Genomic DNA, 23,725 nt, shown 5'->3' on the forward strand with positions numbered 1-23,725 from the left:
GGACTGGGCGCCCCCGCGCGAAGCGGGGGCCGTAAAAAAGGCATCTGCCGGGCATTCTATCGAACCCCGGCAGAGGAGGCCGCCGTTTGCGACGGCAAGGCGGCGGTTGCGGCGTTACGTGCTCTTGCGGTTCAGCGCGCGGAAGCCGATGTCGCGGCGGTACTGCATGCCTTCGAAATTGATCTGGTTGATCGTGTCGTACGCATGCTGCTGCGCTTCGCGCACCGAATCGGCGAGGCCGACCACGCACAGCACGCGGCCGCCCGACGTGACGAGCTTGTCACCTTCGGCGAGCGTCGTGCCCGCATGGAACGTCACGGCCTGTGCGGTCTCGGCCGGGATCCCGTTGATGCGGTCGCCCTTGCGCGGCGCGTCCGGATAGCCGTGCGCGGCCAGCACGACGCCGAGCGCGGTACGGCGGTCCCAGTCGAGCTCGACCGTGTCGAGCGTGCCCGCGATCGCCTGTTCGACGACCTTCGAGAAATCGCTCTTCAGGCGCGCCATGATCGGCTGCGTCTCGGGGTCGCCCATCCGGCAGTTGAACTCGAGCGTGCGCGGATTGCCTTCCTTGTCGATCATCAGGCCCGCATACAGGAAGCCCGTGAAGCGGATGCCGTCCTTCTCCATCCCGCGCACCGTCGGCATGATGATTTCGCGCATCACGCGCGCGTGCATCTGCGGCGTGACGATCGGCGCGGGCGAATAGGCGCCCATGCCGCCCGTGTTCGGGCCGCGGTCCTCGTCGAGCAGGCGCTTGTGGTCCTGGCTCGACGCCAGTGCCAGCGCGTGCTTGCCGTCGACCATCACGATGAAGCTCGCTTCCTCGCCGTCGAGGAATTCCTCGATCACGACGCGCGCGCCGGCGTCGCCCAGCTTGTTGCCCGACAGCATCATGTCGACCGCGGCGTGCGCTTCTTCCAGCGTCATCGCGACGACGACGCCCTTGCCGGCCGCGAGGCCGTCGGCCTTCACGACGATCGGCGCACCCTTCGCGTCGATGTACGCGTGCGCGGCGGCGGCGTCGGAGAAGGTTTCGTAGTCGGCGGTCGGAATGCCGTGGCGCTTCATGAACGCCTTCGCGAAATCCTTCGAGCTTTCGAGCTGCGCGGCTTCGCGGGTCGGGCCGAACACCTTCAGGCCGCGTGCGCGGAACAGGTTGACGATACCGGCCGCGAGCGGCGCTTCCGGCCCGACGAGCGTGAACGCGACGCCTTCGCTTTCCGCGAAGTCGGCCAGTGCGTCGAGCGACGTGATGTCGACGTTCTTCAGACGCTCGTCCTGCGCCGTGCCGCCATTGCCGGGCGCGACGTAGACCATCTGGACGCGCGGCGACTGCGCGAGCTTCCACGCCAGCGCATGTTCGCGGCCGCCGGAACCGACGACGAGTAGTTTCATGGGATTCCCCGCAGACTAGAAAACAGGGCGGCCGGCACGCTCAGGCGCGCCGGCCGCGAAATCGGTCGGGCCGCCGCCGCAACGATGCGCGCGGCGGCCGGCATCTCATTCCTCGACGATGACGGCGTTCGTATACACCTCCTGCACGTCGTCGAGGTTCTCGAGCGCGTCCAGGAGCTTCTGCATCTTCGCCGCATCGTCGCCGGTGAATTCGACTTCGTTTTGCGGCTTCATCGTCACTTCGGCGAGTTCGGCCTTGAAGCCCGCGGCTTCGAGTGCGTCCTTCACAGCCGAGAATGCCTGCCAGTCGCACAGCACTTCGATCGAGCCGTCGTCGTTCGTGCTCACGTCGTCCGCGCCCGCTTCGAGCGCCGCTTCCATCAGCGCGTCTTCCGACGTGCCGGGCGCGAACAGGAACTGGCCGACGTGATCGAACATGAACGCGACCGAACCGTCGGTGCCCATGTTGCCGCCGAACTTCGAGAATGCGTGACGGACTTCCGCGACCGTGCGGGTGCGGTTGTCGGTCAGCGTGTCGACGATGATCGCCGCGCCGCTGATGCCGTAGCCTTCGTAACGGATTTCTTCGTAGTTCGCGCCGTCCGCGCCGCCGACACCGCGGTCGATCGCGCGCTTGACGTTGTCCTTCGGCATGTTCGCGTCGGCCGCCTTGTCGACCGCGAGACGCAGACGCGGGTTCGAACTCGCGTCGCCACCGCCGAGGCGGGCCGCGACCTGGATTTCCTTGATCAGGCGGGTCCAGATCTTGCCGCGCTTCGCGTCGGCCGCTGCCTTCTTATGCTTGATGTTGGCCCATTTCGAATGACCAGCCATACCTTTCTCCGTGCCCGGGCGCGCTGCGCGGGCGATTGTGCCAATGTGTCGTTGAATCGGCGGCCGTCTGGGCGGGCGTGATGCCGCGGGGCCGCGCGTGTCGAGTGGAACGTGATTTTATCACGCGGCGACCGTCGCTTCGGGGCCGCCGCGCATGGCCGAACGGCCGGGAGGGCCGTTGCGGCGTGCCGGGCCGCGCGGCCCGGCGGCGCCGGCGTGTCAGTTCTTGGTGCCGAACAGGCGGTCGCCCGCGTCGCCCAGGCCCGGGACGATGTACGCGTGCTCGTTCAGGTGCGAGTCGAGCGACGCGACGAACAGCTTCACGTCAGGGTGCGCGTCCTGGAATACCTGCACGCCCTCGGGCGCGGCGACGAGGGCGACGAACATGATGTTCGCGGCTGGCACGTTGCGGCGCTTGAGCACGTCGACCGCGTGCACGGCCGAATAGCCGGTCGCGACCATCGGGTCGCACAGGATGAAGATGCGGTCCTCGAGATCGGGCAGGCGCACCAGGTATTCGACAGGGCGGTGATCTTCCGCGCGGTACACGCCGATGTGGCCGACCCGGGCGGACGGCACCAGGTCGAGCAGGCCGTCCGACATCCCGATGCCGGCGCGCAGCACGGGCACGATCGCGAGCTTCTTGCCCGCGATCACCGGCGCGTCGACCGCCACCAGCGGGGTTTCGACCCGCTTGGTCGTGATCGGCAGGTTGCGGGTGATCTCGTAGCCCATCAGCAGCGTGATCTCGCGCAGCAGTTCGCGGAACGTGCGCGTCGACGTGTCCTTGTCGCGCATGTGCGTGAGCTTGTGCTGGATCAGCGGGTGATCGGTGATGAAGAGATTCGGGAAACGGCTGTCCTGTTTCATGACGGGGCGCCTTGGCGACAAAAGGTGATCGGGGGCGGCGATGGCGCCAAGCCGGCCGCCGCTTATGGCCGCAATTTTACCAAGGCGCGCCACGTGATCCGGATATTATCGACGTCTCACGACAATCCGCGCGCCGTGTTCGCCCGTTCGCGACCGCTCGCCCTTCCGGCGATGCGGCCGGGCCAAGCCGGCGCGCGTCGCCATAAGGGAATCGACGATGGATCTCGGCATCGCAGGAAAGACCGCGCTCGTGTGCGCGGCGAGCAAGGGGCTCGGGCGCGGCTGCGCGGAAGCGCTGGCCGCCGAGGGCGTGAATCTCGTGATCGTCGCCCGCACGCGCGACACGCTCGAGGAAACCGCGGAGGAGATTCGCGCCGAGTCGAACGTGTCGATCACCGCCGTCGCCTGCGACATCACGACGCCCGACGGCCGCGCGGCCGCGCTCGCCGCCTGTCCGCAGCCGGACATTCTCGTGACGAATGCCGGCGGGCCGCCGCCCGGCGACTTCCGCGATTTCTCGCACGACGACTGGATCCGCGCGCTCGAGTCGAACATGCTGACGCCGATCGAGCTGATCCGGGCGACCGTCGACGGGATGATCGGCCGCGGCTTCGGCCGGATCGTCAACATCACGAGTTCGGCCGTGAAGGCGCCGATCGACGTGCTCGCGCTGTCGAACGGCGCGCGCTCGGGGCTGACCGGCTTCGTCGCGGGGCTGTCGCGCAAGGTCGCGGGGCAGGGCGTGACGATCAACAACCTGCTCCCCGGGCTGTTCGACACCGACCGGATCGCGACGACGCTCGCCGCGTCGGCGAAGGCGCAGGGCGTGACGGTCGACGAGATGCGCGCGCGGCGCGCGAAGGAAATCCCGGCCGGGCGCCTCGGCACGCGCGCCGAATTCGGCGCGGCGTGCGCGTTCCTCTGCAGCGTGCATGCCGGTTATATCACCGGGCAGAACTGGCTGCTCGACGGCGGCGCGTATCCGGGCACGTTCTGACGCGCGCACCGCCTTCACGCCTACGACAACCACTGAACGACGAAGGAGACGGAGATGAGCAAACCCCGCATCGCATTGATCGCGCACGACGCGAAGAAGGACGAGATCGTCGCGCTCGCGGGCCAGTTCCGCGAGGCGCTTGCGCAGTGCCGGCTGGTCGCGACGGGCACGACGGGCAGCCGCATTGCCGCCGCGCACGGGCTCGAGGTCGAGCGCAAGCTGTCGGGGCCGCAGGGCGGCGACCTGCAGATCGGTGCGGAACTGGCCGAGGGCCGCGTCGACATCGTCGTGTTCCTGCGCGACCCGATGACCGCTCAGCCGCACGACCCGGACATCACCGCGCTGGTGCGCGCGTGCGACGTGCACGACGTGCCGGTTGCGACCAACGTCGCGACCGCGCGGATGCTGCTCGACGATCTGGCGCGGAACATGCAGGACGTTTGCTAGTCGCAGGCCGCGGAACGATTAGCCTTGTCCCCGGCGTGCATGGCCCTTGCAATTCGTTTCCCGCGAAGACCCTGAAGATTTGAAGGGATTGCGACGGCGCAGTGCGTGACCGCACGGGACGCGCGAGAATCGAATCTTGCGACTGGTGTTCGCACGCATCGCCGCAGGGGCGATGTCGCCGTATTCGGCGAACACGATTCCCAGACAAACAAGGAGCGAAACGATGCCGAAAGCAATCCGATACGATCAGCCGGGCGGCCCGGACGTGATGAAGTGGGTCGATGTCGAGGTCGGCGAGCCGAAGGCGGGCGAAGTCCGCATCCGGCAGCACGCGGTCGGGCTCAACTACATCGACGTGTATTTCCGCACGGGCCTCTATCCGCAGCCGCTGCCCGGCGGCCTCGGGATGGAGGCGGCGGGCGAGGTGACGGCCGTCGGCGACGGCGTGACCGCGCTGAAGGTCGGTGACCGCGTCGCCTACGTCGGGCAGCCGCCGGGCGCGTATGCGCAGGAGCGCGTGATGCCGGCCGAGCGGCTCGTGAAGCTGCCGGACGGGATCAGCTACGACGACGCGGCATCGGTGATGCTGCAGGGGCTGACCGCGCACTACCTGCTGCGCCGCACGTATCCGGTGAAGGCCGGCGACACGATCCTGATCCACGCGGCGGCCGGCGGTGTCGGCCTGCTCGTGTGCCAGTGGGCGAAGGCGCTCGGCGCGACCGTGATCGGGACGGTCGGCTCCGACGAGAAGGCCGCGCTCGCGAAGGCGCATGGCTGCGATCATCCGATCGTCTATACGCGCGAGAATTTCACGCAGCGCGTGAAGGAGATCACGAACGGCGCGGGCGTGCCGGTCGTCTACGATTCGATCGGCAAGGACACCTACATCGGTTCGCTCGACTGCCTCGCGCCGCTTGGGCTTTTCGTCAGCTTCGGCAATGCATCGGGCCCGCTGCCGGCGATCGACTCGAAGGAGTTCTCGTCGCGCGGCTCGCTGTTCTTCACGCGCCCGACGCTGTTCTCGTACATCGCGAAGCGTGCCGATCTCGAAGCCGCGGCCGCCGAACTGTTCGACGTGATCCAGTCGGGCAAGGTGAAGACGAGCATCAACCAGCGCTACCCGCTCGCGGAAGTCGGCCGCGCGCATGCCGACCTCGAGTCGCGCAAGACGACCGGCTCGACGATCCTCGTTCCCTGACGCATCCCTTCGTGCCGGCACCACGCCGGCACGCACCCTGGCGGGCGGCGCCGGTCGCCGCCCGTCCTGTCTCCCGTGCACTCCGACGTCCCGTCCGCCGTTCACTACCGCGCCCGTTTACGCGTTTTTTATACCGGCCCGATGACCTTTGACCCGTCCTTTACGCGCGTTCCCATAAGGTTCTAGTCGTCCGATTTCGACGACGGAGAACACAAAAATGGATGGGGTTTTCATCGGCGCGCTGGTGCTGTTCACCGTGCTGATCCTCGGTTTGCTTGCCGGTTGCGAGAAGCTCGTGCAATACGGCCGCGGGGGGCACGCATGACCTGGATGCTTTGGCTCGCGGGGGCCTCGACGGCCCTGCTGTTCGCGTATCTCGTCTTTGCGCTGCTGCGCGCGGAGGACATCGAATGAACGCGAACAACCTGTTTCAGACGTTGCTGTTCATCGTCGTGCTGCTCGCGGCGGCCGTGCCGGTCGCGCGCTACCTGACCGGCGTGATGGATGGCAGCTCGCGCGTCGTGCGCGTGTTCGGGCCGATCGAGCGCGCGCTGTACCGCATCGCCGGCGTCGATGCCGGCACCGAAATGAACTGGAAGCAATACGCGGTCGCGACGATCGCATTCAACGCGCTCGGCGCGCTGTTCCTGTACGGCCTGCTGCGCCTGCAGGGCGTCCTGCCCGGCAACCCGCAGCAATTCGGCGCGATGACGGCCGACGGCGCATTCAACACGGCCGTCAGCTTCGTCACCAACACCAACTGGCAGGACTACACGCCCGAGCAGACGGTCAGCTACCTGACGCAGATGCTCGGCCTGACCGTGCAGAACTTCCTGTCGGCGGCGACCGGTATCGTCGTCGTGATCGCGCTGATCCGCGGCTTCGCGCGCCACACCGCGCAGACGATCGGCAACTTCTGGGTCGACCTCACACGCGTGACGATGTACGTGCTCGTGCCGATGTCGATGGTCATCGCCGCGCTGCTGATGAGCCAAGGCGTGATCCAGAACCTGAAGGCGTACCAGGACGTGCCGGTGCTGCAGGCGAGCACCTACGCGGCACCGAAGCTCGACGCGCAGGGCAACCCGGTGAAGGACGACAAGGGCAACCCGGTGACGGTGCCCACGCCGCTCGTGAAGCAGACGCTCGCGATGGGCCCGGTCGCGTCGCAGGAAGCGATCAAGATGCTCGGCACCAACGGCGGCGGCTTCTTCAACGCGAACTCCGCGCACCCGTTCGAGAACCCGACGCCGTTCACGAACTTCCTGCAGATTTTCTCGATCCTGATCATCCCGGCCGCGCTGGCGCTCGTGTTCGGCCGCATGATCGGCGACCGCCGGCAGGGCATCGCGGTGCTCGCGGCGATGACGGTCGCGTTCGTGGTCGCGATCGGCGCCGAGGTGAGCGCCGAGCAGGCCGGCAACCCGACGCTCGCCGCGCTGCACGTCGACCAGTCGACGAGCGCGCTGCAGCCGGGCGGCAACATGGAAGGCAAGGAAACGCGCTTCGGCATCGCGCAGACCGGCATCTTCACGGTCGCGACGACGGCCGCGTCGTGCGGCGCGGTCGACACGATGCACGATTCGCTGACGCCGCTCGGCGGTCTCGTGCCGATGCTGCTGATGCAGCTCGGCGAGGTGATCTACGGCGGTGTCGGTTCCGGTCTCTACGGGATGCTCGTGTTCGCGCTGCTCGCGGTGTTCGTCGCCGGCCTGATGATCGGCCGCACGCCGGAATACGTCGGCAAGAAGATCGAGTCGTACGAGATGAAGATGGTGTCGATCGTCGTGCTGCTCACGCCGCTGCTCGTGCTGGTCGGCGCGTCGATCGCGGTGCTGACGGGCGCGGGCAAGGCCGGCATCGCGAACCCGGGCCCGCACGGCTTCTCGGAAATCCTGTACGCGTTCAGCTCGGCCGCGAACAACAACGGCAGCGCGTTCGCGGGCCTGACGGTCGGCACGCCGTTCTACAACTGGATGACCGCGATCGCGATGTGGTTCGGCCGCTTCGGCACGATCGTGCCGGTGCTGGCGATCGCCGGCTCGCTCGCCGCGAAGAAGCGCATCGCGGCGACGAGCGGCACGCTGCCGACGCACGGTCCGCTGTTCGTCGTGCTGCTGCTCGGCACCGTGCTGCTGGTGGGTGCGCTGACCTACGTGCCGGCGCTCGCGCTCGGCCCGGGCGTCGAGCATCTGATGATGTGGCTGGGCGCGTAATGCGTGCCCGCATGGCGACACCTTGCAAAGACTGAAGAGATTGAAGAGATCGCAATGACTCAACATTCCGCAACACGGTCCATGTTCGATCCGGCGCTGCTGCGTCCGGCGATCGTGGATTCGTTCAAGAAACTCACGCCGCGCACGCAGTTCCGCAACCCGGTGATGTTCTGCGTGTACGTCGGCAGCATCCTGACCACGATCCTGTGGATCGCGGCGCTCGCCGGCCAGGCCGAGGCGCCGGCGGGCTTCATCCTCGCGATCGCGCTGTGGCTGTGGTTCACCGTGCTGTTCGCGAACTTCGCCGAAGCGCTCGCCGAAGGGCGTTCGAAGGCGCAGGCCGCGTCGCTGCGCAGCGCGAAGAAGGACGTGATGGCGAAGAAGCTCAACGAGCCGCATCCGAAGTCGCCGATCCGCATCACGACCGCGTCCGACCTGCGTAAAGGCGACGTCGTGCTGGTCGAGGCCGGCGACGTGATCCCGGCCGACGGTGAAGTCGTCGACGGCGTCGCATCGGTCGACGAATCGGCGATCACCGGCGAATCCGCACCGGTGATCCGCGAATCGGGCGGCGACTTCTCGTCGGTGACGGGCGGCACCCGCGTGCTGTCCGACTGGATCGTCGTGAAGGTCACCGCGAACCCCGGCGAGGCTTTTCTCGACCGGATGATCGCGATGGTCGAAGGCGCGAAGCGCAAGAAGACCCCGAACGAGGTCGCGCTGACGATCCTGCTCGTCGCGCTGACGATCGTGATGCTGCTCGCGACCGCGACGCTGCTGCCGTTCTCGATGTTCTCGGTCGAAGCGATGAAGGCCGGCCACGTGGTGACGATCACCGCGCTCGTCGCGCTGCTGGTGTGCCTGATCCCGACCACGATCGGCGGCCTCCTGTCCGCGATCGGCGTGGCCGGGATGAGCCGGATGATGCAGGCGAACGTGATCGCGACGTCGGGCCGCGCGGTGGAAGCGGCCGGCGACGTCGACGTGCTGCTGCTCGACAAGACCGGCACGATCACGCTCGGCAATCGCCAGGCGTCGATGTTCGTGCCCGCGCCGGGCGTGTCCGAGGAAGCGCTGGCCGACGCCGCGCAGCTGTCTTCGCTCGCCGACGAGACGCCGGAAGGCCGCAGCATCGTCGTGCTCGCGAAGGAACGCTTCAACATCCGCCAGCGCGACATGGCGCAACTGCATGCGACGTTCATCGGCTTCTCCGCGCAGACGCGCATGAGCGGCGTCGACCTGTTTCCCGAGGGGGGGACCTCCGGTGCGCCCGGCCGCGAGATCCGCAAGGGCGCGGCCGATGCGATCCGCCGCTATGTCGAGACGCACGGCAGCCGCTTCCCGGACGAGGTGCGCCGCGCGGTCGACGACGTCGCGCGCCGCGGCAGCACGCCGCTCGTCGTGGCCGACCTGCACGATGGGGGCGCGCGCGTGCTCGGCGTGATCGAGCTGAAGGACATCGTGAAGGGCGGCATCAAGGAGCGCTTCGCGGAACTGCGCAAGATGGGCATCAAGACCGTGATGGTGACGGGCGACAACCGGCTGACGGCCGCGGCGATCGCGGCGGAGGCGGGCGTCGACGACTTCCTCGCGGAAGCGACGCCGGAAACAAAGCTCGCGACGATCCGCGAGCACCAGGCGGCCGGCCGGCTCGTCGCGATGACGGGCGACGGCACCAACGACGCACCGGCACTCGCGCAGGCCGACGTGGCGGTGGCGATGAACACCGGCACGCAGGCGGCGAAGGAAGCCGGCAACATGGTCGATCTCGACTCGAACCCGACCAAGCTGATCGAGATCGTCGAGATCGGCAAGCAGATGCTGATGACCCGAGGCTCGCTGACGACGTTCTCGATCGCGAACGACATCGCGAAGTACTTCGCGATCATCCCGGCCGCGTTCGTGACGACGTACCCGCAGTTGCGCGTGCTCGACATCATGCACCTGAGCTCGCCGGCATCCGCGATCCTGTCGGCGGTGATCTTCAACGCGTTGATCATCGTCGCGCTGATCCCGCTCGCGCTGAAGGGCGTCACCTACCGGCCGCTCGGCGCCGCGTCGCTGCTGCGCCGCAACCTGCTGGTGTACGGCCTCGGCGGCGTGCTGCTGCCGTTCCCGTTCATCAAGCTGATCGACATGACGCTCGCCGCGCTCGGCTGGGCCTGATGCGCCGTATTTGAAGGAACCCTCATGAAAACGTTGATTCGCCCGCTCGTCGTGATCTTTGTCATCCTGACCGTCGTGACGGGGTTCGCTTACCCGGCCGTGATGACCGTGTTCGGCCAGGCCGTGTTTCCGTCGCAGGCGAACGGCAGCCTGATCGAGAAGGACGGCCGTGCGGTCGGCTCCGCGCTGATCGGCCAGCCGTTCGACGCGCCGAAGTATTTCTGGGGCCGCCTGTCGGCCACGTCGCCGATGCCGTACAACGCGACCGGCTCCGGCGGCTCGAACCTCGGTCCGCTGAACCCGTCGCTCGCCGATCAGGTGAAGGCGCGCATCGCCGCGCTGCGCGACGCGGGCACCGACATGTCGAAGCCCGTGCCGGTCGACCTCGTGACGGCCTCGGCGAGCGGTCTCGATCCGGAGATCACGCCCGCCGCCGCCGCGTACCAGGTCGAGCGCGTCGCGAAGGCGCGCAACCTGACGGCCGACGCGGTCGCGCAGCTCGTCGCCGCGAACACGACGGGCCGCCAGTTCGGCATGCTCGGCGAGCCGCGCGTGAACGTGCTGAAGCTGAACCTCGCGCTCGACGGGGTGCAGGACGCGCACTGAGCGCGCGTGGCAACCGGTGTCCGGCGCGGCTTGCTGCGCGCCGGGCCTGCCTTTCATGACGGCGCATGCGCCGTCTTTGCCTTTTGCGGCGATTTGGAACAACAATGCCAGTACTCGTGCGCAATCCCGCGCTTCGCTTTCCTGACGCATGAACCGCCCCGATCCCGACCAACTCCTCGACAAGCTGCAGCGAGACGAAGAAAAGCAGCGGCGCGGCCAGCTCAAGATCTTCTTCGGCGCGTCCGCCGGCGTCGGCAAGACCTACGCGATGCTGCAGGCCGCGCGCCAGCGCCTGCAGGACGGCGTCGACGTCGTCGTCGGCATCGTCGAGACTCACGGCCGCGGCGAAACCGCCGCGCTGCTCGACGGCCTCGACGTGCTGCCGCTCGCGCGCATCGAGTATCGCGGCCGCACGCTCGCCGAATTCGATCTCGACGGCGCGCTCGCGCGCGCGCCGCAACTGATCCTCGTCGACGAACTCGCGCATTCGAACGTGCAGGGCGCGCGCCACCTGAAGCGCTGGCAGGACGTCTACGAACTGCTCGACGCGGGCATCGACGTGTACACCACTGTCAACGTCCAGCACCTCGAAAGCCTGAACGACGTGGTTGGTGCAATCACCGGCATCCGCGTGTGGGAGACCGTGCCCGACCGCGTGTTCGACGCGGCCGACGAGGTCACGCTGGTCGACCTGCCCGCCGAGGAACTGCTCGAGCGGATGCGCGACGGCAAGGTCTATCTCGCGCAGCAGGCCGAGCGGGCGGTGCGCAACTTCTTCCGCAAGGGCAACCTGATCGCGCTGCGCGAGCTGGCGCTGCGCCGCACGGCCGACCGCGTCGACGCGCAGATGCGCGAGTACCGGGCCGACCGTTCGATCCAGCGCATCTGGCAGGCGCGTGAACGCCTGCTCGTGTGCGTCGGGCCCGGGCCCGAGGCGCCGACGCTCGTGCGCGCGGCCGCGCGGCTCGCCGCGAGCCTGAAGGCCGACTGGATCGCCGTGTACGTCGAGACGCCGCGGCTGCAGCGGCTGCCCGACGCGCGGCGGCAGCGCACGCTCGATGCGCTGAAGCTGGCGGCCGAGCTTGGCGCGGAGACGGCCACGCTCGCCGGCGACGACGCGGTCGCCGCGCTGATCGGCTATGCGAAGGTGCGCAACGTATCGAAGATCGTCGCGGGCGGCTCGCCGAAGGTCGGGCTCGCGCGCCGCTTCGTGCGGCCGTTCGGCGAAAAGCTCGCCGAACGCGCGGGCGACGTCGACCTGATGCTGATCCGCGCGTCGGCGAGCGACGAAGTGCGCGCGGCGCCGCTCGATGCGCGCGCACGCGACTGGCGCGACGCGTTCGCGCAATTCGGCCTGCGGCGTTCGCCGCCGCGCCATTACCTGTACGCGGCCGCGATCTGCGCGGCGATCACCGGTGTCGCGAGCATCGTGTCCGAGCGGCTCGACCTCACGAACCTCGTGATGCTGTACCTGCTCGGCGTCGTGTTCTCGGCCGTGCGGCTCGGGCGCGGCCCGGGCGTGCTGCAGTCGTTCCTGTCGGTCGCCGCGTTCGATTTCTTCTTCGTGCCGCCGCGCATGTCGTTCTCGGTCAGCGACACGCAGTACCTGCTGACCTTCTTCGGGATGCTGCTGACGTCGCTTGTGATCAGCCATCTGACGTCGACGCTGACGCGCCAGGCGAGCATCGCGCAGCGCCGCGAGCGCCGCACCGGCGCGATCTACGCGATGGCGCGCGAGCTCGGCGCGGCGCTGACGACCGAGCAGATCGTCGAGATCGGCAGCCGCCACGTGGGCGAGGTGTTCCGCGCGCGCGTCGCGTTCCTGCTGCCCGACAGCGCGGACCAGGTGCGGCAGAAGATCGAGGAACCCGACGCGGTCGTCACGCTGACGGGCGTGGATCTCGACTGCGACGTCGGCCAGTGGGTGTACGACCAGCAGAAGCCGGCCGGCCGCGGCACCGACACGCTGCCCGCGACCGCCGCGCTGTACCTGCCGCTGAAGGCGCCGATGCGCACGCGCGGCGTGCTCGCGGTGGCGTCGCGCGATCCGCGCGAGCTCGAGGTGCCCGAGCAACTGCGCATGCTCGATGCGTTCGCCGCGCAGATCGCGCTCGCGCTCGAGCGCGTGCACTACGTCGAGATCGCGCGCGACGCGCTCGTCAACATGGAGTCCGAGCGGCTGCGCAACTCGCTGCTGTCGGCGATCTCGCACGACCTGCGCACGCCGCTCACGACGATCGTCGGCTTCTCGTCGATGCTCGCGAACGCGCGCGCGGCCGAGCCGCACACGCCGGCGGCCGAACGGTCCGCGCAGCGCGAAGGCGAGCTCGTCGACGCGATCCACGACGAGGCGCTGCGGATGACGGGCATCGTCACGAACCTGCTCGACATGGCGCGGCTGCAGGCCGGCAGCCTGCAGCTCAAGCGCCAGTGGTCGCTGCTCGAGGAAACCGTCGGCGCCGCGCTCGCCGCATGCAAGCGCGTGCTCGCGCGCCATCCCGCGCGCGTGTCGCTGCCGGCCAACCTGCCTCTGTTGCAGATGGACGCGGTGCTGATGGAACGGCTGTTCACCAACCTGTTCGAGAACGCGGCGAAGTACACGCCGGCCGACACGTCGATCGAGATCGGTGCGGAGCGTGTGACCGACGACGGACACCCGTTCGTGCGCGTGCACGTCGACGATCACGGCCCGGGTCTGCCGGCCGGGATGGAAACGCGGATCTTCGACAAGTTCACGCGCGGGGAGAAGGAATCGGCGACACCGGGCATCGGGCTCGGCCTCGCGATCTGTCGCGCGATCGTCGAGGCGCACGGCGGTAGAATCGGCGCGCTCAACCGTACCGGACCCGATGGCCGCGTCACGGGCGCGCGCTTCTGGTTCACGCTGCCGGTCGAGACGCCGCCGGCCGTGCCTGCCGTATCCGACGACGACCTCGACGTGCCCGGCGCATCGTCCCCCTCCGAGCCATTGCCAGACCATGAGTGAACCGAGCCTGACCGTCGTCCTGATCGAGGACGAAAAACAGATCCGCCGTTTCGTGCGCGCCGCGCTCGAAGAGGAGGACATCGCGGTGTTCGAGGCGGAGACGGGCAATCAGGGGCTGATCGACGCGGCGACCCGCAAGCCCGATCTCGTGATCGTCGATCTCGGCCTGCCCGATACCGACGGCCTCGACGTCATCCGCGAACTGCGCGGCTGGTCCGAGGTGCCGGTGATCGTGCTGTCGGCGCGCACGCAGGAAGAGGAGAAGGTCGCCGCGCTCGATGCCGGTGCCGACGACTACCTGACCAAGCCGTTCGGCGTGTCCGAGCTGCGCGCGCGAATCCGCGCGCAACTGCGCCGGCGCAACCAGGGCGGCGCGAACGAGTCGCCGAAGGTGAGCTTCGGCAGCGTGACCGTCGATCTCGCGCTGCGCCAGGTGTGGCGCGACGGCGAGATCGTGCACCTGACGCCGCTCGAGTACCGGCTGCTCGCGACGCTCGTGCGGCACGCGGGGCGCGTGCTCACGCACCGTCAGTTGCTGCGCGACGTGTGGGGGCCGTCGCACGTCGAGAGCCATCACTACCTGCGCATCTACATGGCACACCTGCGCCAGAAGCTCGAGCGCGATCCCGCGCAGCCCGAGCACATCGTCACCGAAACGGGCGTCGGCTACCGGCTCGTCGGTGCTGCGTGACCTCCGCGGCATGCCGTGCGACGCGGCCGGAATGCAAGGCCGCACGCCGGTGAAGTTGCATCGGCGCGACATTGCCCCCGCATGCGCCGGCCGCACACACCGACCGCGCACACCGGCCGCGAATTCCCCGCTATGCTGACCGTTCCGCGAACGAAATCGAGGAGCGTGCAATGTCCGTCCGTCTGGTCGTCATCTGTGCGCTGGCGCTCGCTGCGCCGGGCGCGTTCGCTCAGCCGCTGCCGCCCGGGCAGCAGCCTTCTGCGCCGCAAGTGGCGCTCGCCAATCCCGCGTCGGTCAATTGCGAGAAGCTCGGCGGCCACCACGTGATCCGCAACCTGTCGAGCGGGCAGGTCGGAATGTGCGTGTTCAAGGACGGCCGCGTGTGCGAAGAATGGGCGCTGTACCGCGACGACCGCTGCGTCGGCGGCGGCGCCAAGCGCGTGTCGAACTGAGACCGCGCGGCAGGACGGGCGCGGCCGGGCCCGGCCCGGCCCGGCCATCCGTCGGCCCGATCCCCAGTTTGCCTCGGCCCGGCGCTTCCGGCATGCCCGTAAGCATCTTGTTATACTCGGCGCCGCCCGGGGACGACCCCGGGTCATTCGCTTCAACGGGGACGGCCCCATCCGATACGGAGTACGTCGAGATGGCGTGGGTATGGTTGTTGATCGCCGGTTTCCTGGAAGTGGCCTGGGCGGCCGGCATGAAATCGTCCGAGGGTTTCACGAAGCTCGGACCGTCGGTGTTGACGATCGTGGCGGCGCTCGCCAGCTTCGGGCTGCTCGCGGTCGCGATGCGCCAGTTACCGCTTGGCACCGCATATGCGGTGTGGACGGGCATCGGCGCGGTCGGCGCGTTCGTGTTCGGGATCGTGATGATGGGCGAGGCGCTCACCACCGCCCGCGTCGCGAGCGCGTCGTTGATCGTACTCGGGCTGATCGGCCTGAAGCTGTCGTCGGCCGCCTGACGCCGACGCGGCGGCCGCCGGCCGGCGCCCGCGCCCGGCCGTGACGCGCCGCCGAATTGCGCCGGCCCTCCTGCCAGCCTGTCTATAATGGAACGCATTCGGGCCTGAATGCCGCTGCGCCGCTCCGGGCAGCGCGGCACCGGTCGCCACGCGCCGCGCGGCCGGTCATACCGACTCGATCCGATCAATCGGCAAAGCGCACGGAAAGTGCAAGGAGAGGGCCATGATCGAAGCCATTTCGCTCGGCGCGGGGCTCGCGTGGGCGAGCGGGCTGCGCCTTTACCTGACGGTGCTGATCGCCGGCGTGCTCGCGCGGGTTGGCTGGCTCCATCTGCCGGACACGCTGGCGGTCCTGACGTCGCCGTGGGTCATCGGCGCCGCCGCCGTGCTCGCCGTCACCGAATTCCTTGCCGACAAGATTCCCGCGTTCGACTCGCTGTGGGACGCCGTGCACACCTTCATCCGCATTCCGGCCGGCGCCGTGCTGGCCGCCGGTGCGCTCGGCCATGCCGACCCGACCGTGCTCGCGGTCGCCGGGCTGGCCGGTGGCTCGCTCGCCGGTGCCGCGCACGTCGCGAAGGCCGGCACGCGCGCGCTGATCAACCTGTCTCCCGAGCCGATCTCGAACTGGGTCGCATCGTCCACCGAGGACGGGCTCGTGTTCGGCGGCCTCGCACTCGCGTTCTTCGTTCCGCTCGCGTTCCTCGTACTGCTCGCGGCGTTCATCGCGGCGTCGGCCTGGGCGCTGCCGCGTCTGTGGCGCGGCGTGTCGGGCGGGTTCCGCGGGATGGCGAACCACATGGTGTCGCGGCTCAACTCGATCGGGGGCAAGCGCGATTGAAGGCGCCGTCACCCGCCGAGCGGCAGCACGCCGACCCGTCGCCGGCCGGGCGGCCCGGCCATGCCGGCCGCTTCGGCTGGCACGACCTGATCCGCCAGGCCGCGCGGATGACCGCCCGCGACTGGCGTGCCGGTGAACTGACGCTGCTGGTGCTCGCGCTGGTGCTCGCGGTCGCCGCGCTGACGAGTGTCGGATTCCTCGCCGACCGTTTGCGCCAGGGGCTCGAGCGCGACGCGCGCCAGATGCTGGGTGCCGATTTCGTCGTGCGTGCCGACCATCCCGTCGATCCGGCGTTCGATCGCGAGGCGCGCGCACTCGGGCTGCGCACCGCGACGACCGCGATCTTCCCGAGCATGATCGCATCGGCCGTCGGCGGCCAGGCGAGCGACGCGGCGCCTGCGCGTCTCGCGGCCGTGAAGGCCGTATCGCCCGGGTATCCGCTGCGCGGCGCGGTCGAGATCGTGCCGGCCGGCGCGACCGCCGCGCACAAGGCGACCGCGATTCCCGCGCCCGGCACCGTGTGGGCCGATCCCGCGCTGCTCGATGCATTGCATCTGAAGGCGGGGGACACCGTGCGCGTCGGGTTGCGCACGTTCACGGTCGCCGCGTCGATCTCCCGCGAACTCGATCGCGGTTTCTCGTTCGTCAATTTTTCGCCGCGGCTCATGATGCGCGCGGACGAACTCGCCGCGACGGGGCTCACCGGTTACGGCAGCCGCGTCACGTACCGGCTGCTCGTGGCCGGTGATACGCCGGCCGTCGCGCGCTTCGAGGCATACGCGCACGGGCGCGTCGACGGCGGCAAGCTGCGCGGCGTCGGCCTCGAATCGCTGCAGGAAGGCCAGCCGCAGGTGCGTCAGACGCTCGATCGCGCGCGCCATTTCCTGACGCTCGTCGCGCTCCTGACCGCGCTGCTCGCGGCGGTCGCGATCGCGATGGCCGCGCAGCGCTACATGCGGCGCCATCTGGACGGCTGCGCGACGATGCGGTGCCTCGGCGTGAGCCGCCGCACGCTCGGCGCGCTGTTCGCGCTCGAATTCACCGGCATCGGCATCGTCGCGGGCGTCGCCGGCGCGGTGCTCGGCTACGGCGGCCACTGGGCGCTCCTGGCGGCGCTCGGCAGCCTGATCGACGTCGTGCTGCCGCCGCCGACGCCCTGGCCCGCGCTCGTCGGTATCGGCGCCGCGCTCGTGCTGCTGCTCGGTTTCGCGCTGCCGCCGCTCGCGCCGCTCACGCGCGTGCCGCCGGTACGCGTGCTGCGGCGCGACTGGGGCGATGCGTCGCGCATCGCGTGGGCCGCGTATGCGCTCGGTGTCGTGCTGTTCGCCGGGCTGCTGATCGTCGCGGCGGGCAACCTGAAGCTCGGGCTGATCGTCGCGGGCGGGTTCGCCGGTGCCCTGGTCGGTTTCTCGCTGATCGCCCGGCTCGTGCTGTACGCGGCGGCGCGCGCGGTGCGCAATGCGCGCGTGGCGGCGGGCGTCGGCTGGCGCTATGCGCTCGCGTCGCTGCACCGGCGCGGCACGGCCAGTGCGCTGCAGATCACCGCGCTCGCGCTGGGCCTGATGTGCCTGCTGCTGATCGCGATCACGCGCAACGATCTCGTCGCCGGCTGGCGGCAGTCGACACCGCCCGACGCACCGAATCAGTTCCTGATCGACATCCAGCCCGACCAGCGCGACGACGTCGCGGCCTATCTGGCCGCACACGGCGTGCGCGACGCGGTGCCCGCGCCGATGGTGCGCGGCCGGCTCGTCTCGATCAACGGCAAGCCCGTGAACCCCGACGCGTATCCGTCCGACGAGGCGCGCCGGCTCGTCGACCGCGAGTTCAACCTGTCATATACGACCGAGCTGCCATCCGACAACCGGATCGTCGAAGGCGACTGGTTCGGCACCGCGGCCACGCCGCAGATCTCGATCGAGGCCGGGCTCGCAAAGACGCTGAACGTGAAGCAGGGCGACATGCTGCGCTTCGACGTGACCGGGCTGACGGTCGACGCACCGATCACCAGCGTGCGCAAGCTCGACTGGGGCTCGTTCCGCGTCAACTTCTTCGTCCTGATGCCGCCGCCGGTGCTGAAGGATTTCCCGGCCGTCTACCTGACGAGCTTTCATTTGCCGGCATCGGACGCCGCGCTGCTCGATCCGCTGATCGCGCGCTACCCGAACCTGACCGCGATCGACGTCGCGCCGATCCTCGCGCAGCTGCAGCGGATGATGCTGCAGGTGGTCGGCGCGGTGCAGTTCCTGTTTGCGTTCACGCTCGCGGCGGGTGTGCTCGTGTTGTACACGGCACTGGCCGGCTCACGCGACGAGCGTGTGCGGGAGGCTGCACTGCTGCGCGCGCTCGGCGCGTCGCGCGCGCAGGTCAATGCGGTGCAGCGCGCGGAATTCATCGTCGTCGGCGCGCTGGCCGGTGCACTGGCAGCGGCGGGTGCGATCGCGGTTGGCTGGGTGCTCGCGTCGCGCGTGTTCGACTTCCGGCTCGCCGTCGATCCGTGGCTCGTGCCGGCCGGCATCGCGGCAGGCGTCGCGTGCGCCGGTGCGGCCGGCTGGCTGAGCCTGCATAATGTGTTGCGGCGCCCGGCGCTGCAGTCGCTGCGCGACGCCTGAGCGTCGCCGGCGGCCCCGACTATCCCGTTTCCGATTATCCGTATGACCGATGTGAATGATGATGCGCCGTCGCAGCCGACGGCGTTCGAGCTCGTGGGCGGTGAAGCCCGCGTGCGCGAAATGGTGGACCGCTTTTACGACCTGATGGACCTCGAGCCCGAGTTCGCGGAGATTCGCGCGCTGCACCCGGCGTCGCTCGACGGCTCGCGCGACAAGCTGTTCTGGTTCCTGTGCGGCTGGCTCGGCGGCCCCGACCACTACATCAGCCGGTTCGGCCATCCGCGGCTGCGCGCCCGGCACCTGCCGTTCCCGATCGCATCGGCCGGGCGCGATCAATGGCTGCGCTGCATGGCTTGGGCGATGGAGGACATCGGGTTGCCCGAGCCGCTGCGCGAGCGGCTCATGCATTCGTTCTTCGATACGGCCGACTGGATGCGCAACCGGCCCGGTTGATCGACCGGTACACCGCTGTCCGGACGCCGGACGATCTGCGTCTGGGCGCCTGTCCGGTGCGGCGCGACACTGATCGTTTCCCCAACGATACGAGGCTCGCCCGATGACGACCCACGCACTGTTTCGCGAAGATGCCTATCTGACGCAATGCGAGGCCGTCGTCGCGGCCGTCGACGATGACGGCATCCGGCTCGACCGCACCGTGTTCTATCCGCTCGGCGGCGGGCAGGCCGGCGACAGCGGCACGCTGACGCTGCCCGACGGCAGCACCATCGCGATCGCCGACACGCGCAAGGCGAAGTTCGACGGCGCAACGCCCGACGATGCCGTGCACGTGCCCGCGGCGGGCCAGGAAGCGCGCGTCGCGACGCTCGCACCCGGCGCGCGCGTGGTCGCGGACATCGACTGGCTGCGCCGCTACCGGCACATGCGGCTGCATACGGCCGCGCACCTGATGTGTGCGGTGCTGCCGTACCCGGTGGACGGCTGCAGCGTGACGGCCGACTACGTGCGGCTCGATTTCGCGACGTCCGATGCGATCGACCGCGTCGACGTCGAGCACCGTCTCGCGGGGCTGGTCCACGGCGCGCATGCGGTCACGGCCGAATGGATTACCGACGCGGAGATGGCCGAGCGCCCCGAGCTCGTGCGCACGATGAGCGTGAAGCCGCCGATGGGACTGGGCCGCGTGCGGCTGCTGCGCATCGAAGGCGTCGATCTGCAGCCGTGCGGCGGCACGCACGTGCGCAATACGGCGGAAATCGGCGACCTGCGGGTCGCCAAACTTGAAAAGAAGAGCGCGCGGACACGGCGCCTCGTACTGGAGTTTGCATGACGATCGACAACCTGACGGACAGCGCCGCGGCGCTCGATCCGCAAGCGCGCGAGATTCTCGATTTCTGGTTCGGCGAGCCGGATTCGGTGGAGTTCGGCCACGCGCGCAAGGTGTGGTTCAACGGCGGCACGGCGTTCGACGACGTGCTGCGTACGCGCTACGGCGCGTTGCTCGATGCCGCGTGCGACGGGGCCTGCGATCGGTGGGCCGATACGCCGCTCGGCGCGCTCGCGCTGATCGTGGTCCTCGACCAGTTCTCGCGCATACATTCATCGCGGCACGCCGCGCGCGTTCGCCGCCGATCCGAAGGCGCTGGCCCTCGCACGGCGCGTCGTCGCGGCAGGGTGGGACGCGCAACTGCCGAGCGGCCATCACCGCGCGTTCGCGTATCTGCCGTTCGAACATGACGAGTCGGACGAGAGCCAGCGCGAGGCCGTGCGGCTGTGCGCGGGCATTCGCGGCGAGGCCGGGTGCGAGAGTTACCACGACTTCGCGTTGCGCCATGCTGCCGTGGTCGAGCGCTTCGGCCGTTTCCCGCACCGGAACGCGATTCTTGGCCGTGCGTCGACCGACGCGGAGGCGGCATTCCTGCGTGAGCCCGGCTCGTCGTTTTGACGGGCCGGGTGGTGGGGCTGCGGGCGTGAAGCCGCGCTCGCGCGCCGCTTGCCTGGCCTTCCGGAAATGACGACGGCGCCGTTTCGCGGCACCGCCTTGCATTACTGTGCTTGGTACTCTTCAGGCGTGCGCACGTAGACGCGCAGCAGTTCCTCGTCGTCGCCGGGGCGCGCACCGGTCCAGAACAGTTTCCATTCGCTGCCGGGTGCAGGATCGACGGCCCGCACGCCCTGGACGATCATCCACGTGCAGCGCGTCGTCTTCGCGTCGTCGATCGGCGTGTGCTGGATACCGGAGAAGTAGTACAGCATCGGCGCTTCCGATTCGCCGAGCCCGTGCAGGCTCGCCATGCAGTCGCCGTCGCTCCATTCGAGCGCGAGATGCGCGTTCAGGTCGTCGAACACCGACCGGTAGCTCTTCGCGACGTCGAGCCACGGCAGCAGCAGCGTATACACGAGACCCCACGCGACCAGCGTGCCGGCGCCCCACGACAGCGCGCCGCGCCACAGTCCGGTCGTGCGCAGCTTCGGCAGCAGCCACAGCCAGCCGACCGTCAGCACGAGTGCGCCGATCACGAGCCCCGGCACGATCGGCATGGTCCAGTCGAGCGGCAGCCAGCGGCCGAGCGGCGCGAGGTTCGCACGCGATGCGCCCGGATCGGCCATCGCCGCCCAGATCACCCATGCGAGCGCGACGACGGTGCCGAACAGCAGGCGGCTCAGGTAGTCCCATGCGAGATGCAGCCCGCGCGGCAGGCGCTCGATCGCCTGTGCGGCGACCAGCGCGAGCGGCGCGAAGAACGGCAGGATGTAGAGCTGGCGCGAGGTCGCGGACACTTGCAGCACCGCCAGGCCGATCCCGGCGAACAGCACCGGCAGCGCGATGCGCGGTGTGCGCCAGTCGCGCCATGCACCGCGCGCCAGCGCGGCGATCGCGAGCGGCGCGACCGGGAAGCCGAGCAGCAGGAATGCACGCAGGATGAAGAACGGCTTGTCGTTTTCGGCGCCGAGCTCGGGCACCGAGAAGCCGAAGAAGCGGCCGACGTTGTTGTCCCAGAACCATGTCATGAACAGCGTCTCGGAACGCAGGAACAGCGCGGTCGGCCAGACGAGCGCGAACGGCGCGAACACCAGCGCGGCGACGCCGAGCGAACGTGCGAACGCGCGCGTACGGCAGGCGGGGTAGAGCACCAGCGCGCCCGCGAGCGTGGCCGCGAACACGAGCGGCACGAACAGCCCCTTCGTCATCAGCGCGATACCGACGCCCGCGCCGAAGATCGGCGCGGCCCAGCGGCCGGACGGCCGCACCGGCAGCCCGTGCCGCATCTGCCGCGCGCGCGCGACGTGCTGCATGACGAGCTCGAGCAGGCCGCAGAAGCCCATCGCGGTGCCGGCGAACAGCGCGACGTCAGTCATCATGTCGTGCATGTGCTTGATGACGACGAGCGTGCCCGCGCTCAACACGACGGGGCCGATCACGCGCAGGTCGAGCCAGCGGTCGGCCCGGCTGGCACTGTGTGCCGCGCGTGCGATGAAGCCGAACGCGAGCGCCGCGAACAGCGCGCTCGCGAGCCGGGCCGCGTCATGCAGCGGCATCACCCGCTGCAGCAGCCATGCGAGGCTCGTCGCGACCCACGCGTAGAGCGGCGGCTTTTCCATGAACGGCTGGCCGGCGTTGGTCGGCACGACGAAGTCAGCCGTCTCGAGCATGTGCTGGATGATGCCGAACGTATAGGTTTCGTCCTGCTTCCACGGATCGTGGCCGAGCACGCCCGGCAGCGTATACGCGCAGACCAGCGCGGCAACCAGCAGCCAGACGCGCCAGCCGAGCTGGAGGGCGCGATCGCGGGCGGCGTTCGTCGCGGTGGCGCCGGACACGGCTGGCGTGCCGGCAGCATTGAGCGTCGCGCTGAGGTCGGGATCGGCGGCTGATCGGGCGTGCACGGCCGAAGCGGGCACGGATGTGCGTCGCCGGCCGGGCGCTGCGGTTCCTGGCATGGAAAAGATCTCGGTCGGGTCAAGCTGGTCCGGCGACATGGGCCGGGACCAATAAGGGTCGCATCAAGGCGTGGTGACAGCCGGATGACTGGCTGTTTTTTGGCTTGGCGCTAGTAAAGCACGGAACTGTTACGGATGTTTACTGAAACGGTCACGATATTGTGGAGATTTGTGGTTTCGTGACCACGGACTGCTTCAGTCGGTCCGTTTCGCCGCTTTTTGGGGCGCGATTACCGGCCGCCGCCGACATCGAGCAAGGCGCCCGTCGTGTATGACGCCGCGTCGCCGAGCAGCCAGACGATCGCTTCGGCGATTTCCTGCGCTTCGCCCGCACGGCCGAGCGGTGTCTGCGCGCCGAGGCGCGCCGCGCGGCCCGGCTGGCCGCCGCTCGCATGGATTTCCGTCTCGATCAGGCCCGGACGCACCGCGTTGACGCGTACGCCGTGCGGGCCGAGTTCCTTCGCGAGGCCGATCGTCAGCGAATCGACTGCGCCTTTCGAGCCCGCGTAGTCGACGTATTCGTTCGGCGAGCCGAGCCGGGATGCGATCGACGACACGTTGACGATCGCGCCGCCGCGCCCGCCGCGATCGGTGGACAGCCGGCGCGCGGCTTCGCGCGCACACAGGTACGCGCCGAGCACGTTGGTGTCGAACATCCGCCGCAGCCGGTCGACCGGCATGTCGGCGAGCGGCATCGACGGCGCGACGATTCCCGCATTGTTGACGAGCGCGTCGAGGCGGCCGAACGCCGTCGTGACGGCGTCGAACATCGCGATGACGTCCGCTTCGTTCGCGACATCGCCGGCGACGACGCACGCGCGTGCGCCGGCGTCGCGAACGGCTTGCGCGGTCAATTCGGCTGCCGCCGCGTCGCGCGCGTAGTTGACGCCGACGTCCCAGCCGCGCTCGGCCGCGAGCACGGCGGTCGCGCGGCCGATGCCGCGGCTCGCGCCGGTGACGAGGACGGCCTTGCGCTCGGACGGTGCGGGCATCACGTGCGGC

20 protein-coding genes and 1 pseudogene are annotated in these 23,725 nt (G+C 69.3%); 16 read left to right on the forward strand and 5 right to left on the reverse strand.

Annotation, left to right across the window (positions count from 1 at the left end; translation table 11 throughout):
• Window positions 1–114 precede the first annotated feature (114 nt).
• The 3 genes from purD to upp form a co-directional block, all read right to left on the reverse strand.
• Window positions 115–1,395, reverse strand: coding sequence for a phosphoribosylamine--glycine ligase (purD, locus tag DIE06_RS12990; protein ID WP_124661778.1), 1,281 nt, complete (start codon window positions 1,393–1,395; stop codon window positions 115–117).
• 105 nt (window positions 1,396–1,500) lie between these two features.
• Complete coding sequence (locus tag DIE06_RS12995) at window positions 1,501–2,229, reverse strand: YebC/PmpR family DNA-binding transcriptional regulator (RefSeq protein ID WP_044844700.1); 729 nt, start codon at window positions 2,227–2,229, stop codon at window positions 1,501–1,503.
• A gap of 219 nt (window positions 2,230–2,448) precedes the next feature.
• Complete coding sequence (gene upp / locus DIE06_RS13000) at window positions 2,449–3,099, reverse strand: uracil phosphoribosyltransferase (protein WP_006478229.1); 651 nt, start codon at window positions 3,097–3,099, stop codon at window positions 2,449–2,451.
• A 217-nt stretch (window positions 3,100–3,316) separates the two neighbouring features.
• On the opposite strand from upp, the gene DIE06_RS13005 reads away from it, so the two are divergent.
• From DIE06_RS13005 to DIE06_RS13080, 16 genes and pseudogenes are all read left to right on the forward strand, one after another.
• Complete coding sequence (locus DIE06_RS13005) at window positions 3,317–4,096, forward strand: SDR family oxidoreductase (protein WP_124661779.1); 780 nt, start codon at window positions 3,317–3,319, stop codon at window positions 4,094–4,096.
• 54 nt (window positions 4,097–4,150) lie between these two features.
• A complete protein-coding gene (locus DIE06_RS13010) occupies window positions 4,151–4,543 on the forward strand; it encodes a methylglyoxal synthase (RefSeq protein ID WP_057929243.1) in 393 nt (130 codons plus the stop codon).
• A gap of 223 nt (window positions 4,544–4,766) precedes the next feature.
• Window positions 4,767–5,741: a quinone oxidoreductase gene (locus DIE06_RS13015; protein ID WP_124661780.1), complete on the forward strand. Its 975-nt coding sequence runs from the start codon at window positions 4,767–4,769 to the stop codon at window positions 5,739–5,741.
• Between the two features lie 321 nt (window positions 5,742–6,062).
• Window positions 6,063–6,155, forward strand: coding sequence for a K(+)-transporting ATPase subunit F (gene kdpF / locus DIE06_RS13020; protein WP_006752209.1), 93 nt, complete (start codon window positions 6,063–6,065; stop codon window positions 6,153–6,155).
• Window positions 6,152–7,957, forward strand: coding sequence for a potassium-transporting ATPase subunit KdpA (gene kdpA / locus DIE06_RS13025; protein ID WP_124661781.1), 1,806 nt, complete (start codon window positions 6,152–6,154; stop codon window positions 7,955–7,957). Before kdpF ends, kdpA begins: the two co-directional genes overlap by 4 nt.
• Window positions 7,958–8,011: 54 nt before the next feature.
• The gene (gene kdpB / locus DIE06_RS13030) at window positions 8,012–10,123 is read left to right on the forward strand and encodes a potassium-transporting ATPase subunit KdpB (RefSeq protein WP_124661782.1); all 2,112 of its coding nucleotides are present in this window, start codon (window positions 8,012–8,014) and stop codon (window positions 10,121–10,123) included.
• 24 nt (window positions 10,124–10,147) lie between these two features.
• Window positions 10,148–10,729, forward strand: coding sequence for a potassium-transporting ATPase subunit KdpC (gene kdpC, locus DIE06_RS13035; protein ID WP_124661783.1), 582 nt, complete (start codon window positions 10,148–10,150; stop codon window positions 10,727–10,729).
• Between the two features lie 148 nt (window positions 10,730–10,877).
• Window positions 10,878–13,715 (forward strand): sensor histidine kinase KdpD, encoded by a 2,838-nt coding sequence (locus tag DIE06_RS13040; RefSeq protein WP_124661784.1) that lies wholly within the window; start codon window positions 10,878–10,880, stop codon window positions 13,713–13,715.
• Entirely contained in the window at window positions 13,708–14,406 is a 699-nt protein-coding gene (gene kdpE / locus DIE06_RS13045) for a two-component system response regulator KdpE (protein WP_124661785.1), read from the forward strand. The genes DIE06_RS13040 and kdpE overlap by 8 nt, the downstream gene beginning before the upstream one ends.
• 170 nt (window positions 14,407–14,576) lie before the next feature.
• A complete protein-coding gene (locus DIE06_RS13050; protein WP_124661786.1) occupies window positions 14,577–14,858 on the forward strand; it encodes a DUF333 domain-containing protein in 282 nt (93 codons plus the stop codon).
• 191 nt (window positions 14,859–15,049) lie between these two features.
• Window positions 15,050–15,370, forward strand: a complete 321-nt coding sequence (gene sugE / locus DIE06_RS13055; RefSeq protein WP_124661787.1) for a quaternary ammonium compound efflux SMR transporter SugE — start codon at window positions 15,050–15,052, stop codon at window positions 15,368–15,370.
• Window positions 15,371–15,593: 223 nt separating this feature from the next.
• Window positions 15,594–16,211, forward strand: coding sequence for a DUF4126 domain-containing protein (locus DIE06_RS13060; protein ID WP_040144699.1), 618 nt, complete (start codon window positions 15,594–15,596; stop codon window positions 16,209–16,211).
• 107 nt (window positions 16,212–16,318) lie between these two features.
• Entirely contained in the window at window positions 16,319–18,823 is a 2,505-nt protein-coding gene (locus tag DIE06_RS13065) for an ABC transporter permease (RefSeq protein WP_124661831.1), read from the forward strand.
• A gap of 42 nt (window positions 18,824–18,865) precedes the next feature.
• Window positions 18,866–19,276, forward strand: a complete 411-nt coding sequence (locus DIE06_RS13070; protein WP_124661788.1) for a group II truncated hemoglobin — start codon at window positions 18,866–18,868, stop codon at window positions 19,274–19,276.
• 103 nt (window positions 19,277–19,379) lie between these two features.
• On the forward strand, window positions 19,380–20,111 hold the full coding sequence (locus DIE06_RS13075) for an alanyl-tRNA editing protein (RefSeq protein WP_124661789.1): 732 nt from the start codon (window positions 19,380–19,382) through the stop codon (window positions 20,109–20,111).
• A pseudogene (locus tag DIE06_RS13080) lies at window positions 20,108–20,726 on the forward strand (DUF924 family protein). The gene DIE06_RS13075 and the pseudogene DIE06_RS13080 overlap by 4 nt, the downstream one beginning before the upstream one ends.
• 101 nt (window positions 20,727–20,827) lie before the next feature.
• On the opposite strand, the gene DIE06_RS13085 reads toward DIE06_RS13080, so the two are convergent.
• Both DIE06_RS13085 and DIE06_RS13090 read right to left on the reverse strand, forming a co-directional pair.
• The gene (locus DIE06_RS13085; protein ID WP_124661790.1) at window positions 20,828–22,723 is read right to left on the reverse strand and encodes a glycosyltransferase family 39 protein; all 1,896 of its coding nucleotides are present in this window, start codon (window positions 22,721–22,723) and stop codon (window positions 20,828–20,830) included.
• Between the two features lie 230 nt (window positions 22,724–22,953).
• Window positions 22,954–23,715: an SDR family oxidoreductase gene (locus tag DIE06_RS13090; RefSeq protein ID WP_124661791.1), complete on the reverse strand. Its 762-nt coding sequence runs from the start codon at window positions 23,713–23,715 to the stop codon at window positions 22,954–22,956.
• Window positions 23,716–23,725 lie beyond the last annotated feature (10 nt).

The organism is Burkholderia sp. Bp8998, from assembly GCF_003854235.1.
Taxonomy (GTDB): domain Bacteria; phylum Pseudomonadota; class Gammaproteobacteria; order Burkholderiales; family Burkholderiaceae; genus Burkholderia.